At 44.6% G+C, this 15,656-nt stretch carries 17 protein-coding genes; 14 read left to right on the top strand and 3 right to left on the bottom strand.

The features are described 5' to 3' along the window. The first annotated feature begins 95 nt into the window (after positions 1-95). Positions 96-602, top strand: coding sequence for a hypothetical protein (locus IQO02_RS00395; RefSeq protein ID WP_010439262.1), 507 nt, complete (start codon positions 96-98; stop codon positions 600-602). Between the two features lie 125 nt (positions 603-727). Here the strand turns inward: IQO02_RS00395 and IQO02_RS00400 are convergent, their stop codons facing one another. The 3 genes from IQO02_RS00400 to IQO02_RS00410 are packed head-to-tail and all read right to left on the bottom strand — an operon-like array spanning position 728 to position 3,485. Continuing rightward, positions 728-1,969 (bottom strand): NAD(P)/FAD-dependent oxidoreductase, encoded by a 1,242-nt coding sequence (locus IQO02_RS00400; RefSeq protein WP_010439260.1) that lies wholly within the window; start codon positions 1,967-1,969, stop codon positions 728-730. Positions 1,970-1,993: 24 nt separating this feature from the next. Then, positions 1,994-3,067: a methyltransferase gene (locus tag IQO02_RS00405; protein ID WP_016767047.1), complete on the bottom strand. Its 1,074-nt coding sequence runs from the start codon at positions 3,065-3,067 to the stop codon at positions 1,994-1,996. Positions 3,068-3,095: 28 nt separating this feature from the next. Continuing rightward, positions 3,096-3,485 (bottom strand): hypothetical protein, encoded by a 390-nt coding sequence (locus tag IQO02_RS00410; RefSeq protein WP_010439254.1) that lies wholly within the window; start codon positions 3,483-3,485, stop codon positions 3,096-3,098. A gap of 93 nt (positions 3,486-3,578) precedes the next feature. On the opposite strand from IQO02_RS00410, the gene IQO02_RS00415 reads away from it, so the two are divergent. The 13 genes from IQO02_RS00415 to IQO02_RS00475 all read left to right on the top strand — a co-directional run bounded on the left by IQO02_RS00415 (position 3,579) and on the right by IQO02_RS00475 (position 15,656). Further along, positions 3,579-4,307 carry a beta-ketoacyl synthase chain length factor gene (locus IQO02_RS00415; protein WP_016784739.1) on the top strand — a complete coding sequence of 243 codons (729 nt, stop codon included), beginning with the start codon at positions 3,579-3,581 and terminating at the stop codon, positions 4,305-4,307. Next, entirely contained in the window at positions 4,304-5,074 is a 771-nt protein-coding gene (locus IQO02_RS00420; protein WP_016767045.1) for a lysophospholipid acyltransferase family protein, read from the top strand. The genes IQO02_RS00415 and IQO02_RS00420 overlap by 4 nt, the downstream gene beginning before the upstream one ends. A gap of 105 nt (positions 5,075-5,179) precedes the next feature. Beyond that, the gene (locus IQO02_RS00425) at positions 5,180-5,440 is read left to right on the top strand and encodes a phosphopantetheine-binding protein (protein WP_004736154.1); all 261 of its coding nucleotides are present in this window, start codon (positions 5,180-5,182) and stop codon (positions 5,438-5,440) included. Positions 5,441-5,450: 10 nt separating this feature from the next. Beyond that, the gene (locus IQO02_RS00430; protein ID WP_004739745.1) at positions 5,451-5,708 is read left to right on the top strand and encodes an acyl carrier protein; all 258 of its coding nucleotides are present in this window, start codon (positions 5,451-5,453) and stop codon (positions 5,706-5,708) included. Continuing rightward, complete coding sequence (locus IQO02_RS00435; protein ID WP_016767044.1) at positions 5,708-6,265, top strand: septation protein IspZ; 558 nt, start codon at positions 5,708-5,710, stop codon at positions 6,263-6,265. The genes IQO02_RS00430 and IQO02_RS00435 overlap by 1 nt, the downstream gene beginning before the upstream one ends. Positions 6,266-6,271: 6 nt before the next feature. Further along, positions 6,272-7,654 (top strand): AMP-binding protein, encoded by a 1,383-nt coding sequence (locus tag IQO02_RS00440; RefSeq protein ID WP_016767043.1) that lies wholly within the window; start codon positions 6,272-6,274, stop codon positions 7,652-7,654. 89 nt (positions 7,655-7,743) lie between these two features. Next, positions 7,744-8,106 (top strand): 3-hydroxyacyl-ACP dehydratase, encoded by a 363-nt coding sequence (locus IQO02_RS00445; protein WP_102282695.1) that lies wholly within the window; start codon positions 7,744-7,746, stop codon positions 8,104-8,106. Continuing rightward, entirely contained in the window at positions 8,099-9,922 is a 1,824-nt protein-coding gene (locus tag IQO02_RS00450) for a glycosyltransferase family 2 protein (RefSeq protein WP_065612672.1), read from the top strand. The genes IQO02_RS00445 and IQO02_RS00450 overlap by 8 nt, the downstream gene beginning before the upstream one ends. Next, positions 9,900-11,447, top strand: a complete 1,548-nt coding sequence (locus tag IQO02_RS00455) for an HAL/PAL/TAL family ammonia-lyase (RefSeq protein WP_016767041.1) — start codon at positions 9,900-9,902, stop codon at positions 11,445-11,447. Before IQO02_RS00450 ends, IQO02_RS00455 begins: the two co-directional genes overlap by 23 nt. Before the next feature lie 56 nt (positions 11,448-11,503). Then, on the top strand, positions 11,504-12,007 hold the full coding sequence (locus tag IQO02_RS00460) for an acyl-CoA thioesterase (protein ID WP_010439228.1): 504 nt from the start codon (positions 11,504-11,506) through the stop codon (positions 12,005-12,007). Beyond that, a complete protein-coding gene (locus IQO02_RS00465; RefSeq protein WP_010439226.1) occupies positions 11,994-12,692 on the top strand; it encodes a LolA family protein in 699 nt (232 codons plus the stop codon). The genes IQO02_RS00460 and IQO02_RS00465 overlap by 14 nt, the downstream gene beginning before the upstream one ends. Beyond that, positions 12,664-15,036: an MMPL family transporter gene (locus IQO02_RS00470; RefSeq protein ID WP_102270628.1), complete on the top strand. Its 2,373-nt coding sequence runs from the start codon at positions 12,664-12,666 to the stop codon at positions 15,034-15,036. Before IQO02_RS00465 ends, IQO02_RS00470 begins: the two co-directional genes overlap by 29 nt. Then, positions 15,033-15,656, top strand: coding sequence for a DUF3261 domain-containing protein (locus IQO02_RS00475; protein ID WP_010439222.1), 624 nt, complete (start codon positions 15,033-15,035; stop codon positions 15,654-15,656). Before IQO02_RS00470 ends, IQO02_RS00475 begins: the two co-directional genes overlap by 4 nt.

Below are 15,656 nucleotides of genomic sequence, written 5' to 3' on the forward strand. Positions count from 1 at the left end.
AAGTACTAAGGCTTTATTTTTTTCATGATGATTAGTTTCGGTTTTTACGTATTTGTCGTAATCTTATTAATAACATAATCATCATTTAGCAAACTATGAGCCTGAATAATCTAATTGGTGCTACCGGTTACCGCTTCATATCGAAAGGTAAAACCGCTTTTAAAATTCACATCCATACACCCGATGATACGGTACTGCATCGTTCTGTCGGCTTTGTTCGCATGGGTGAAGACAAAGCACTAAAGAAAACCATCAAGTTACGAGACGAACTGGGCAGACAGCTTTGGGGCAAGTTTTGGCCCAAAGTCCTCAAAGAGCCCTATCTGATGACGCGCCTACCTCATAGTTTAGAGCCAAAAATTGTATTCAAGCCTAATCCTACCCAGACTGATCCTGAACACCGCGACGAATGCTACATCGCTAAGTGGCGTGTATTCTCAGATAACGGCGACTACAAATACAAAACCAAAGTGTGCTCAATCAGAAAGCATGGACGACTTGCCGCTTATAGCCAAACCAAACGCGCCCTGCTTGATGCCCATAAAGATGTGATTGATCTGTTGATATTTATGGGACGACTGAACAGCATCGACTTGAAGTAGTCTTCACTCAATTGAATTAAAATCCCATATTTTCAGAAACAAAAACAGCCGCATTTGCGGCTGTTTTTGTTTGTAGGTTAGTCACCTTAGCGCTTGAAGATACTCTCACACACTGAATAGACTACCTAGCTTCGGCATATCTCTGCCAGTGTCGCCAATCGACGCTGCGATTCTTTCACGTACGGATTAGTTTGATCCCATGCGTAACCAGCTAAAATCGAGCATACCATTTGCTTAATCTTCAGGTTTGGATCTTGATAGAAAATCACATCCTGCAAAGTACCTGAGTACCACCCCTCAACATACGTTCTAAAAGTGTTTACGCCCACCATCAACGGAGCCGCATAATCGCGCTCCCAATCGACGTTCTCACCATTAAGCTGCTTTTCCACACACTCAACGGCAAACTGGGCCGACTTCATCGCAATCGTAACGCCTGATGAAAATACAGGGTCAAGAAACTCACCGGCATTACCCAACAGCGCATACTTATCCGTTGCAAGGTGCTTTACGTTGGCAGAATAGCCACCTATTTCACCTGCAGGGTTTGGGTATTCGGCATTTGCTAAAATTTCAGCTAATCCAGGCTCTTCGGTTGCTAATTGCTTAAGAGCGGCAATCTTATCTTCTGGGTATGACTCGAAGAACTTAGGCTCACCGACGACACCAAATGATGAGACGCCGTTGCTAAACGGAATTAACCAGTACCAAACATCAGGATTAGATGGATGCACTGATATGAGAATTTTATTGCGGTCATATTCTAGTTCAGTATCAACGTCTAAAACATGATCGTTAATGTGCGTGAAAATAGCTTTGCGTGGAGGAAGCGATGACGGCTCTTCCAAGTTAAGCATTTTAGGCAGTACTCGGCCAAAGCCACTGCCATCCAAAACGTACTGAGCTTCGAGCTGATAACGCTCTCCATCAAGAACTTGGACATCTAAAGTCGTGCTGCCTTCGGTGAAATCAATGCCCATCAACTCATGTTGATAATCAATAGTAATACCTTGTGCTTCAGCAGCATCGGCTAACACCTTATCAAAGGCGCCTCGTTGAACTTGAAACGTGGTTCCCGGTCCAGAAGAGAACTTATCTTCAAAATTGAACGCCGTATAAACGTCATTTTTACGGAAAGCCGCGCCATCTTTAAATTGGAAGTTAGCTTCAGCTACTGCTTTGCTCATACCGGCTTGTTCAATCACTTCCATACAAGCAGGTAACAGGCTTTCGCCAATAGAAAAGCGAGGAAAAAGACTCTTTTCAATCACTCGAACATCGATGCCTTTCTTGTGAAGCAAAGACGCGGCAACAGACCCTGATGGTCCAGCTCCGATGATCACCACTTGAGTTGATATTTTCTTCATTTATTTAAGCCATATTTGTTATTTTTATTGCGCGCTAGCTTTCAATTCAAGCAGTGTGTGACCGAGGCCGATATCGTCGGTACGAGTCACCACTTCAAAGCCAGCTTCCTCAACGATTTCTAAGAAATCTTCACTGCGGTAAAAACGGCTGTTACCGTTGGCCAAACAAGTAAAGTAAAGAGAAGTCGCATTTAAACTATAAGACGCCGCATCGTATTTCTGTGCATCCCAAAACAGTTCCAGGATATAGACAGTCGCCTCTTCTGACATATGAGAGCGAACTCGTTTTAATATGCTTAGAATTTCCATTGGCGAGAAGCAGTCAAGGAACTGGCTCATCCACCACACATCCGCACCCGTCGGCAACACTTGTTGTTTGTCGAGCATGTTGGCTGGGAATGGCGTTACTCGGTCTTGATGGCCATGTAGTGTCGCGTTTGCCATTGCCATTTCTAGTTGCTGTGGCAAATCTACAATCGTTATATCAACATCTGAGTCGTGGTTGCAGCACTGCATCGCCCATTTACCCGTATTACCGCCGATATCCACCAGCGACTTAGGTTTCTTGCTGAAGACCTTCTCAAGCAAAACAGGGAACGAACGGTCTGAATAGAAATGATCAAACTTAAACCAGCTCTCTTTTGCTTTTTCTGGCAATTGAGACAAACCTTGGTAAATGGTTTCCCAGTCACCTAGCTCTTTTAAGCCCGCAGGTGTGCCTTCTTCAATCGCTTCCGTTAAATGCATCATCGCGGCGTAACAAACATCAGCCGTGAAGTCCATGTTCGCGTTGGTCATCCCATCGTGCAGAAGGTAGAAACCAAGGTTAGCCATTTTATAGTTAGGTTTGTCCCAAATAACAATATGAGCACTTAACGCCATATCGAGCAGAACTTTTACGCCGTACTCAGATACGCCCGTTATTTCCGAAAGAGTCTCCGCAGGTAAACCACTAATACCCGCGTCATCTAACGATTGCAAGATACCTAAATCACGAAGTGTACGGGCAGTATGAAAAACAATGGGAGCGAAAGACAATTTCTGCGCTTCTGTTTTTGCTTCTAAAGCGTTGAATGGATCTAATTTATATTCCGACACGAAAAACCTAACTTTAAATAATAGAGGATTACTCAGCTGCCATTTGTGCAAGCTTACGTTTAATATCAACGTTTAAGTTATTAACCCAACGGTTGTAATTACGGTGTATTTCACCATCGTCATACTTCAAATTCTCTGATTCAACGTAAAGAATAGAGTAAAATTTGTCACTATAAGGAATTTCAACCACAGCATGGTGTGAGCGAACATACAGCTCTGCACGGATCAAGCCAGGCTTTATCTCAGAAACCAACCAACCTCGGTTCTCAGCTGATTCATAAATAGCTGATTTCACCTGTTTACTTTGAAGATTCAGTGCAACTGGAGTATCCTCAACATTCATTACTGGCTGTACACGTCCGCAGCCTGCAAGAACGAATATGAACAATATTGAAACGGCTATTTTTAGTAATTTCATTTAAATCCCTTACCTGTGTTTATTTATAAGCGCGCATAGTATTTAGTTAGACCCAAAGCAAATCAATACTCTATGTCAAATCAATCCAAATTAATGTCGTTTAATATTGAGAAATGGTCTGCAAATGCGGCCGGTCTTAATTCTGATGCCGAATGGCAAACATGGAGCGCTAATTTAGCTTGGCCAGACAATGGTACAGCTGAATTTAAAGCCATCCCGCCAATGATGCGCCGCCGAATGAGCGTACAAAGCAAGCTTGCTGTCCAAACCGCATTGGTTCTGTTAAAAGACACCTCGATTGATTACCTAGTGTTTGCCAGTCGGCATGGTGAACTGCACCGAACCGCCATCTTAATTCAATCTATATTAGAAGGTGATGATGCCTCGCCAATGGCATTCTCGCAATCAGTACACAACACGGCTGCTGGCCTCACAACGATTGCCGCGAAAGCACCAATTCCACTGACCTCAATAGCGGCCGGACAAGACACCTTCCATAATGCATTGATTGAGGCGTACCTTTACCTCTACCAACATCCATCGCACCGTGTTTTAGTCATTGATTTCGACCAACCTCTGCCAGAGCTCTACCAGGAATATGAGACGCAAAACTACGCAGATTACGCGTTAGGCTTAATTCTCACTGCGGGCGATGACTACTCTATTTATAGAGCAGTAGAAACAAGTCAATCAGTATCCGAGTTGCCACAAGGCCTTCAAGCGCTACAACATATCCTTTTGGATACCCAACGTTGGACGATTGCAGGCAAGCACCAAGCTTGGTCGTGGGTCAACAACGTAAAAACTGGAACTCAAGAATGAGTAAGGTCGATCAATATTGGCGAGTATTCGCGACAGGGCTTTGCTTCTCCATCTTTGGTCTAGGAGGCTTAGTTCTCAGCTTCTTGATCTTGCCGTCGATCGCACTCACCACATCTAACACCATTAAAAAAGAGCTTAAAGCTCAACGACTGATTCGCTTTTCATTCAATGCTTTTTGCCAAATAATGAAGTTCACTGGCGCTATTGACTATCGAATTGATGGCGCCGAACTGCTCCGTGAAGATCGCAACTGCATCATCATCGCCAATCACCCAAGTTTGATTGACTACGTGCTGATCGCCTCTCAACTGCCGCAATGCGATTGCCTCGTTAAGGCTGCAATATGGGAAAACCCTTTTATGAAAAGGATCGTCAAAGCGGCGGGATACATACCTAACCAAGCACCTGACGACCTTTTAGAGCGCTGTGAAGAACGTTTTTCACGTGGCAACGTGTTGCTTGTTTTTCCTGAAGGAACTCGCACAACGCCAGGAATTGAACCATCATTACAACGTGGTGCAGCACAAATAGCCACTCGAACGCAAACCGATTTACGCGTGATTCACATTACGGTTTCTCCGACATTCTTAACGAAAGAGAAAAAATGGTATCAAGTTCCTGCTACGAAACCCTTTTTTCATGTCGCGGTGAAAGGTAAAATAGAAGTCGCACCATTTATTGAGAATTCGAACAACTTAACTTCGGCAGCAAGACGCCTTAACCATCATCTTGCACAAAGTATTTTCCCTTCCGAAGAAAGTATTTAGCTCTTCAATAAAACGACGGCGATATCAGCATTTCGAAAATACAACGCATAATGTAGAATCGCCCCCTTGAAGCAGTATTTCAGATAAAGCACTAAGTAGGCCAAAGTGGAAACATTACACAACGAATTAAAACAACTGATCATCGACGCACTGAACCTTGAAGATATGAGCATTGATGAAATTGAAACAGAGGCTCCACTATTTGGCGATGGACTTGGACTGGATTCTATCGACGCCCTTGAGCTTGGTCTTGCTATCAAGAAAAAATATAACATTGTTATCGATGCCGACGATTCAAACACTCGCCAGCACTTTGCTTCGGTTGAAAACCTAGCTAATTACATCTCATCTCAAACGAACAACTAGACAGATCTTTATGACACAAGCTAACCAACAAGAAGTATACAACCAGGTTAAAGATGCGCTGATTGAGCTGTTTGAGCTTGATGCTGAAGATATCACTCCTGAAGCTCACCTTTATCTCGATCTTGACCTAGACAGCATTGATGCCGTTGATCTAGTCGTACATCTACAAAACGTAACGGGTAAAAAGATCAAACCTGAAGAGTTCAAAGCAGTACGCACCGTTAATGACGTTGTAGAGTCTGTGGTTGAACTATTGAAGGACGCATAATGCGTCCTCTGCTGACTTTATTGTCGGCAATCATACTTTTCACTTATCCAATAGCGGTTTACTTTGGGCTCAACAAGTTTGGTCTACAAACCGTTGGCATTGTTCTGGCCGTTATCTTTACTGTACGCATTTTCACTGGTGGTCAGGCTAAAATCAAAGAGCTAAAACACTTAGCTTGGATCAGTGGAAGTGCCGGAATTGTTCTGTTGGTATTAGGGTTAACGTTCAAGCAACATGGTTGGTTAACCTACTATCCCGTTATCGTTAACGTTTGTATGTTGGCTGTATTTGCTACAAGCCTATGGCAACCTCAAACAATTATCGAACGCCTTGCTCGCATCCAAGAGCCTGAACTTCCGCAAAGTGGCGTTGATTACACACGAAAAGTCACCAAAGTTTGGTGTCTGTTCTTCGTTATTAATGGCTCAATCGCACTTTACACTTGCTTCCAACCGCTTGAAATATGGACCCTATACAATGGCTTACTCAGCTATGTATTCGCCGGGTTACTTTTTGCAGGAGAGTGGGTAGTAAGACAGCGCATTCGTCAGAGTTAAATTGTTATGACCCAAACCGTCTCTTACACTTCCTTGTCTGAACTTCTCAGTCAGAACAGATCGCCTGATTCTATTGTCTGCTTTGACGACAAGAGCGAGATTACGTGGCAAACATTTAACGACGACTTATCTCGACTCGTACACCTTTTATCTTCATCCCCTTTTCAACGAGTCGCGATTTGTACCCAAGACAGCTACCTATTTTCGATAGCATTTTTGGCGTGTGCAGCAGCTAACAAACACATCATCTTACCGGGTAACTACCAACCTTGTGCACTTGCTGAGTTAAGCGAACAGTTTGATTGCCTGCTAGTTGATGACTCGATTGGCGAAGTTGAGGTGAGTGACGTTCGCAATATCCAAACCTTATTAGACACCGAAACACGCGAGCCTCGAACCGATAATCTTCCGCCCGTTGATTTGGCAGAAATCCATTTGACCCTGTTTACTTCAGGTTCAAGCGGTACACCCAAGGCAATCAATAAAACATTAGAACACCTAGATATTGAAACGGCTCAGCTAGATAAAAACTGGGGCGACTTACTTAAGGGAAACCGAGTCCACAGTACGGTCTCGCACCAGCATATCTATGGTTTGCTGTTTAGAATCTTATGGCCACTATGCTCTGGTGTTCCATTTGCTCGAAGCAACCTTGAGTACCCTGAGCAGATTCTGTCTCACGCCAATAAAAACTGTGTGCTGATCAGCAGCCCTGCTCTACTCAAACGATTAAAGAACGAAATCAATACCGCGCAGCTTGCTGGTGTGTTCTCTTCAGGTGGACCTTTGCCCACCGAATCGGCTCACCAATCTCGGAATCTGCTTGGTCATTTACCTATCGAGGTTTTTGGCAGCACAGAAACTGGTGGCATCGCATTTCGCCAGCAAGAGAGCGCTCAAACGCCTTGGCAACTTTTTGACTGTATTGAGGCAAGTCTCAACAGTGAGAATTGCATTAAGTTATTGTCGCCGTACATCGATAACAATAACTGGTATCAAACCGCCGATGAGTGCGAAATGGTCTCGGAGAATCAATTTATATTGAAAGGCCGAACCGACCGAGTGATCAAGATAGAAGAAAAACGAGTATCACTGGTTGAAGTCGAAAAGCGACTAGAGCAGCTGCCTTGGATAAGCGAATGTGTCGTCATTCCATTCGAAGAACCTGAACGCTTAATCTTGGCGTCGGTTTTGGTATTATCAGAGGATGGCCAAGCGACTCTCACCACCATGAGTAAAGGTAAGTTCTGGTTGATGCTGCGTTCAGAACTTAGAAAATGGTTAGAACCGATCGCTATCCCAAGAAAATATCGCATTGTTGATGAAATTCCCCTCAACAGCCAAGGTAAGCGACTAACCTCTCATATCGAACAGCTAATAAAATCATAGAAACCGCTGTTCGTATTTTACACTGAGATTATCTTTTTATATTTTGGTCAGAACACCCATTTTCAGCCCAAGGATTCTAAGCACACGCTATGGATAAGAGAAAACCAAACGTCATTGCTGTTGACACTGCAGAGAAAGAATCGACCCTGACACTCCATATTGCTGGTGACATCACCGATTTTAAGGGGCACTTCAAGAGCTTTCCTATTCTTCCTGGTGTTACACAGATTGATTGGGCACTTCACTACGCAGTCCAAGAACTGAGTGTCCCTAGTTTCTTTAAAGGCATGGAAGTCATCAAATTCCAAGAACCGATCCTGCCAGACTCGACTATTCAGTTGTCATTAAAGTGGGACGCTGACAAAGACAAACTGAGCTTTAGTTACACCTCAAACAACGGCGAACAGATTCACTCTTCAGGCAAAATGAAGCTGGGAGAGAAAAGTGAATAGCGCTGAGGCTGTTTCTCAACACGCACTTGAAGAAAGCAACTACAAGGCTTGCTTCCTAATTCCGTGCTTTAACCACGGCGCAACCATGCCCTCGGTGGTCTCATCACTTCTTAATTTCAAACTTCCGATCATTATTGTTGATGATGGCAGTGAACTCGCGACCAAACAGTTTTTGACTCCCCTTGCTGATAATCCAAACGTAACTCTGGTGACACTTGAGCAGAACCAAGGCAAAGGTGGCGCAGTAAAAGCGGGTATCAAGCGAGCGCAAGATCTCGGTTTTAGCCACGCTATTCAAATTGATGCTGATGGGCAACACGACCTTGAAGCGCTACCCGCATTAATCCAGGCTTCGCAAGACAAACCTCAGCGCTTGATATCAGGTCAGCCTGTTTATGACGAGAGCGTTCCTAAGGCAAGGCTATACGGACGCTACGCGACACATATCTGGGTATGGATAGAAACCCTTTCGTTATCAATTAAAGACAGCATGTGCGGCTTTCGAGCGTACCCTATCAACCAAACACGGGCAGTGCTCAGCAAATACGATGTTGGGTCTCGAATGGACTTCGATATTGAGATTCTGGTTCGCCTTTACTGGGAAGGTTGCGACATCGACTTTATTGAGACACGAGTTATTTATCCTGAAAATGGTGTTTCTCATTTCGACGCTCTGTGGGATAACGTAAAAATCAGCTGGATGCACACAAGACTGTTCTTCGGCATGCTGCCAAGAGCGCCAAAACTGATTACTCGTCATTTCAAGTCGGACTCAGCGAACAATTTATCGGCTGAAAATAGCCAAGGTTCCTCGGCAGATTCAAGACAGGTAAATTCCGAACAAATGGGTTCAGAACAACCCCATTGGTCGCGAACTCAAGAGCGCGGCACTGTGCTGGGAATCAAACTGTTATTGGCCGTTTATACCTTGTTAGGCAGAGGCGTATTCAATCTGATTTTACGCGGTGTGATGGGTTACTACCATCTAACGGGAAAACGTGCACGAAACGCCTCAGAACAGTATCTATTTCAACTGAAAACCTACGCTGAACAACAGAATATTGAGTTACCCACTGAATTAACCAGCTATAACCATCTGCTTTCTTTTGGTCATACGATGCTAGACAAGTTAGCGGCATGGAAAGGCGATTTCTCGGTAGATAACCTCACCATACATGGTCAAGAGCAATTCGAGAGCATGGTAGCCAACCAACAAGGTGTCGTGATTCTGGGTTCTCACCTTGGTAATATCGAACTGTGCCGAGCTTTGGGTCGCAGACACTCGAACATCAAAATCAATGCGCTGGTTTTCACCGAACACGCTGAGCGTTTTAATTCGGTAATGAAAGCAGTCAATCCGCAGTCTGATTTAAACCTAATCCAAGTGACCTCAATGGGGCCAGATACCGCTATCTTGTTGCAGCAGAAACTAGAACAAGGCGAATGGATTGTGATTGTTGGCGATAGAACCTCCACCAGCAAAGAGAGCCGTTCAGTATGGGCGGAGTTCTTGGGTAAGGAAGCTCCCTTCCCTCAAGGACCATTTATGTTAGCCTCTGTTCTCAAAGCGCCGGTATTTTTATTATTTGGGCTGCGTGACGACTCACAACCTAAGCCGCACTTTAATGTTTATTTCGAGCATTTCAGCGACAAGATCGAGCTGCCAAGAAAGACACGCGAACAATCTTTACAGCAAGTCGTGCAAAAATACGCAGATCGACTTCAGCACTACACACTGAAAGCACCGCTTCAGTGGTATAACTTTTTTAATTTTTGGACATTGAGCAAGCACCATGACGAAAAAGAATCCAAATAGCATCACCTTTGGTGCCGAACGCCTCACAATTGAGGATGTTGTAGCTATCTCACAAGGCGCAAAAGCTTCGATGAACTCAAGTGAAGCCTTCACATCTAAGATCGACCGTGGTGTCGCTTTCTTAGAACGTCTGTTGAAAGAAGAAGGCGTGATTTATGGCGTGACAACCGGTTACGGAGATTCATGTACCGTTGCGATTCCGCCAAACCTAGTCGACGAACTCCCACTGCATCTAACGCGCTTTCATGGCTGTGGTTTAGGCGAAATATTGTCTCACGAACAATCTCGTGCAGTATTAGCAACGCGCCTGTGTTCATTGTCACAAGGTGTATCTGGTGTGACTCACGATCTACTCAACCAGATCGTTACTCTGATTAACCAAGATATCTCACCACGTATTCCTCAAGAAGGATCGGTTGGGGCCAGTGGTGATTTAACGCCGTTGTCTTACTTAGCGGCAGCACTGATTGGTGAGCGCGATGTTATCTATAAAGGCGAAGTTCGCCCGACCAGTGACGTCTACAAAGAATTAGGCATTAACCCTATCAAGCTTAAGCCAAAAGAAGGCTTAGCTTTGATGAATGGCACGTCAGTAATGACAGCTTTGGCTTGTATCGCCTACAAACGCGCGGAATACCTAGCACAACTATCGACTAAGATAACGGCGATGGTATCTGTGGGTATGCAAGGAAATGACTTCCACTTCGATGAAGCCTTGTTCGCAGTGAAACCTCACCCTGGTCAACAACAAATTGCAGCGTGGTTACGCGACGACCTTCAAGCAGAACGCCCACCTCGCAACAGTGACCGTCTGCAAGATCGTTACTCATTGCGTTGTGCTCCACACGTTATCGGTGTCGTTCAAGACTCCCTACCTTGGCTTCGCCAAATGATCGAGAACGAGCTAAACAGCGCCAACGACAACCCAATTATCGATGGTGATAATGAGCGCGTACTGCATGGTGGACACTTTTACGGTGGTCATATCGCAATGGCAATGGATACGCTAAAAACAGCAGTAGCCAACCTTGCTGACCTACTTGATCGCCAAATGGCGCAGTTGATGGATTACAAGTTCAACAACGGCTTACCATTTAACCTAACCGGTGCAGAAGGCGAACGTAAGCCGATTAACCACGGCTTCAAAGCAGTACAGATTGGCGTTTCAGCTTGGACAGCAGAGGCATTGAAACACACCATGCCAGCAAGCGTGTTCTCTCGTTCAACCGAGTGCCATAACCAAGACAAAGTCAGCATGGGCACCATAGCGGCTCGTGATTGCCTACGTGTTCTAGAACTGACTGAACAAGTAGCGGCAGCATCACTTCTCGCGGGTACACAAGCGCTTGAACTTCGTAAGCGCCACAATGAGCTTGATGAGCACCACATGAGTGAAAATCTGAAGCACATTCGCGACGAAGTACTCAAAGAGTTTGAGTTTATTGTCGAGGATCGTCCGCTTGAAGGCGATCTACGCCACTTTATTTCTCGTATTCAAAGTCAGTATTGGTCACTTTACTCATAGAGTGGTTAACTTCATAAAGTAGCTACCCCTTTACGCAATATTGTTGAGAGCGATTTATGTCTGAAATCCTTCATCCATTACAATCTGAGGTTACTTTAGTAACCTCATTCCAAGATGCCGATCCAATGGGCGTGATCTATCACGGTAATTACTTCCGATTTTTTGAAGAAGTAAGGCGCATCATGATGGATAAGATTGAGTACAACTATCATGAGATGAAGGATTCAGGCTACATGTGGCCGATCATCGACACGCGTGTAAAGTACATCAAAGCGATACCGTTTAATCATCAGATCAAGGTATCCGCTAAGTTAACTGAATGGGAAAACCGCTTGCGTGTTGACTACGAAATTCACGATGCCAACACAGGTGCTCGTATGACACGCGCTCATACCATGCAAGTTGCGGTAACCATTGAAGAGCAAGAGATGTGTTTTGCTTCGCCGAAAATATTTACCGATAAAGTTAAGCATTGGCACCAATTCGGTTGCTTACCTCTAGCTGCTGAACATAAATCTCAAGCCTCTAACAACCAACAGGTGAAACATGAGTCTGTTTAAACGCAGTCGCAAACACATTAGCATCGCGCTGCTAGGGCTTGCTTCTGTGATGGTAAGTGGCCTTACTACCGCTAATGAGAACACAACTAGCGTAACTTCTATTTCAGAACTGAAAACGGTGTTGAGCGCAAATAGTATTGTCCGTGGCGAGTTTACTCAAACACGCAATATGGAAATGTTTGCCCAACCTCTGACGTCACAAGGAACGTTTTTATTAGATAAGTCGAGTGGTTTACTTTGGACGCAAGCAACCCCGTTTCCTGTGAGCCTAGTGCTCACAGATAACAAACTGAGTCAAAGGTTTGCTGATCAACCTGCTAAGATAATTACTGACAAAGAAAACCCAATGGCATTTTATTTCAGCCATATCTTCTTGTCAGTATTCCACGGCGATACGCAAAAACTTCAAGAACAATTCTCTCTGTCATTTGAACCAGCGAACGAGCCAAGCTCAGATGAAAGTGCAAATAAAAGCACAGAGAGTGCGTCATGGACACTCACTCTAATACCAAAAAGTTCTCCAATGAATGCGGTGTTTGAAGCCATCACGCTGCAAGGACACAATGATATTGAGCGCATTGAGCTAAAGGAAATTCGTGGAGATAGCACAGTGATCGAATTTAGCCAGTTAAGCCATCTACCGGAAGTATTATCAGATGCTGAAGCGCAACAATTCCAATTCTAGCCTAGCCCTTGCTTGGCTTGTTGTCGTAATGCTATTTAGCGGATTGTTGATCAAACAATTCGCTTTTTCTTCGTCAGTACCCATTGAAAGCAACATCATGAAATTGCTGCCAGAAAACCAGCAAGACCCCATGGTAGAGCAAGCCTTTCAGCAAATATCTAGCTCGATGAGTGAGCAAGTGGTGTTTATCATAAGTGCCTCCGACGTCGAACAGGCTATGACAGCGACTGACGCTTTTGAAAAAAAACTTAACCAAAGAGCTTTCTCAAATCAGCCAACTCTGTTTAAGCAAGTTCAAGGCAAAATCAACGCCAGCACTCAAAGCCAGTGGAGCGATTTCTATTTTCGTCACCGAGCTCAACTTCTAACCCAACAACAAAAAGAGACGCTGACCTACTCGCCGGATTCGCGAGCTCAATATGTCATTCAATCTCTGTACAATCCGTTCTCAGGCGTCACTGCAGCAGAGCTATCTCTCGACCCATTTCTGCTATTTCGCGACTACATCAGTGCAGTTGGCGTTCAATCAAGCAACTTTGTTCTGAAAGAAGGCTACCTCACAGTCCAGTCTAATGAGCAAACTCATATTTTGGTGACTGCGACTCTGGCAGGTTCGCCTTATAGTTTAGCGATTCAAGAGCAGCTTCCAGATCTTGATTCAATTGAGCGCCAGATCGAAAAGCAGTTTGGTGTCAAAGTGCAGCATACCGGTGTGGTGTTCTACGCCAATTACGGTACCGAAAGTGCGAAATCAGAAATCAGCACCATTGGTTTGGGCTCATTGGTAGGTGTAATTTTATTGGTGTGGCTAACATTTCGTAGCGCCCTCCCACTTGCCTTATCCTTACTTTCAATCAGTAGCGGCTTATTGGTCGCGCTGGCAAGTACCGTCGCTATCTTCGGCAAGGTTCACCTGTTTAGTTTGGTGTTCGGTGCCAGCTTGATTGGCGTATCCATCGACTACTCCTTTCACTACCTGACTGATCGCTTGGCAGCAGGAAGCAAGTGGCAAAGCGACAAAGGCTTGAAACATATTATTGTTGCGATCACCTTGGGTCTGATCACCAGCTTGATTGGTTACCTAGGTCTGTTGGTGGCACCTTTCCCGGGTTTACAGCAACTTGCTCTTTTTTCGTCGATTGGACTGTTCGCCGCTTACGCCAGTGTGGTGTGTTGGTATCCGGTTTTAGCGGCAAAACCAAGCCAAGAACGCCCTCTTCCCTTGTCGAAGCTTTGGCATACTTGGTTAAGCCTGTGGAGCAACCAAAAATTTAGAATTGGCTTACCATTAATAGTGACTGTCGTTAGCTTGATGTCACTCAGCCAAATTCGCTACGACGACGATATTCGTCAACTTCAAGCGATGCCTAATCAACTCAAACAGCAAGAACAAGCCATTACTGAGATATCAGGATTAGGCAGTGGTCAAAGTATGCTTTTGGTGACTGCCAAGAGCGACCAAAAGCTACTCAAAAAACTGTCGGAAATCACCGCGAGCTTAGACTCTTTAATCGATAGCCAAGGTATCTCAGGATATCGCAGCATCAATCAGCAGTTGTTAAGTAAACAAGACCAGCATGATAACTATCAATTGGTTGAACAACTCTATCGCCAGCAAAGCCATATCTTACAGAACACGCTTGGTTGGCCTAGCTTTCCAGAATTACCTAAGTTCGAAGCAATCACAGTATCTGGATTTTTAGAATCACCGGTGTCAGAACCTGTTCGACCACTTTGGTTAAAACCTATCGATGGACAAGCGGCGTCAGTCATTTTGATCAAAGACGTTACAAACTCAGCACTGTTCTCTCAATGGCTCGATTCAAGCTTTGCTCAGCAACAAGGTGTTAAATACCTTAATAAAGCCGATGAAATCTCGTCGCTTTTTGCTGAATATAGAGTCAAGATCACCGAACTACTATTGATAGCATTGGTAGCAATTGGAATGGTTTTAGGTTGGCGCTACGGTGTGAAGCAAAGCCTATTAATGCTGTTGCCTTCATTGATTGCCGGAGTCGCAGGGCTAGCGGTCACGGGCATTTTAGGCTCGACACTGAATCTGTTTAACCTGCTTGGACTCATTCTAATTTTAGGGATTGGTATCGACTATACCCTGTTCTTTGCTGAGCAGAAAAAATCACTAAGCACCTTATTAGCGATTACCCTATCGGGTCTCACAACGTTGCTTTCATTTGGCTTATTGTCGCTAAGTCAGACTCATGCCATTCATAGCTTCGGTGTTACTGTTCTGACAGGGATCTTTGTCGCGTGGCTACTTTCGCCGCTCGCGATCAACAGTAGTAAAAACGTAGAACGACCAACCTCTCGAGAGGCTTTTCGATGAGCAAGATATATAAGATAACCTTCGCCACACTAGTGGGTATTCTACTCACTGCCTGTTCAATGGTTTCTCAGCAGCCGGCTGGCGCAAGTGTGTCTGTCGACAATGATACCGAATTAACCTTACCCTTGCCTTCTGAGCTTGAATTTTCATTTACGGCAAGTCAGTTGATTAGCGCAACCTGGCAAGACGAAACTCAACAACTTCCTGTCCAAGTTGAAGTGACACCAGATAAAGTGGTGCTAGCTGGTTTTTCATCTTGGGGCACTCGAATTTTGTCACTGCAGTACCAAGACCAAGTGATTGATACGCAAATTTTGTCTGGGCTTGGTGCAACTTTGCCACAACCGGAGCAGGTGCTATTCAATTTAATGCTGACTCTATGGCCAGTTGAAGCGTGGACTCAGCCTATGCAAAATATAGGTTGGCACATAGTAGATTCTAACAGTACAAGAACCGTGTTTGATAGCAGCCAACGAGCCATTATTCGTATCGAGTATCAAGCAAAAACTAATGAACCGAAGCTCTCTGGAAACATTGTTTTCAAGCATTTGGTCCAAGGCTACACCATCACCATACAAACGTTGAACTCAACGATTACTGATAACCCAAGTAAGAGCTGA

The organism is Vibrio sp. OPT24 (assembly GCF_015163545.1).
Classification (GTDB): domain Bacteria; phylum Pseudomonadota; class Gammaproteobacteria; order Enterobacterales; family Vibrionaceae; genus Vibrio; species Vibrio cyclitrophicus.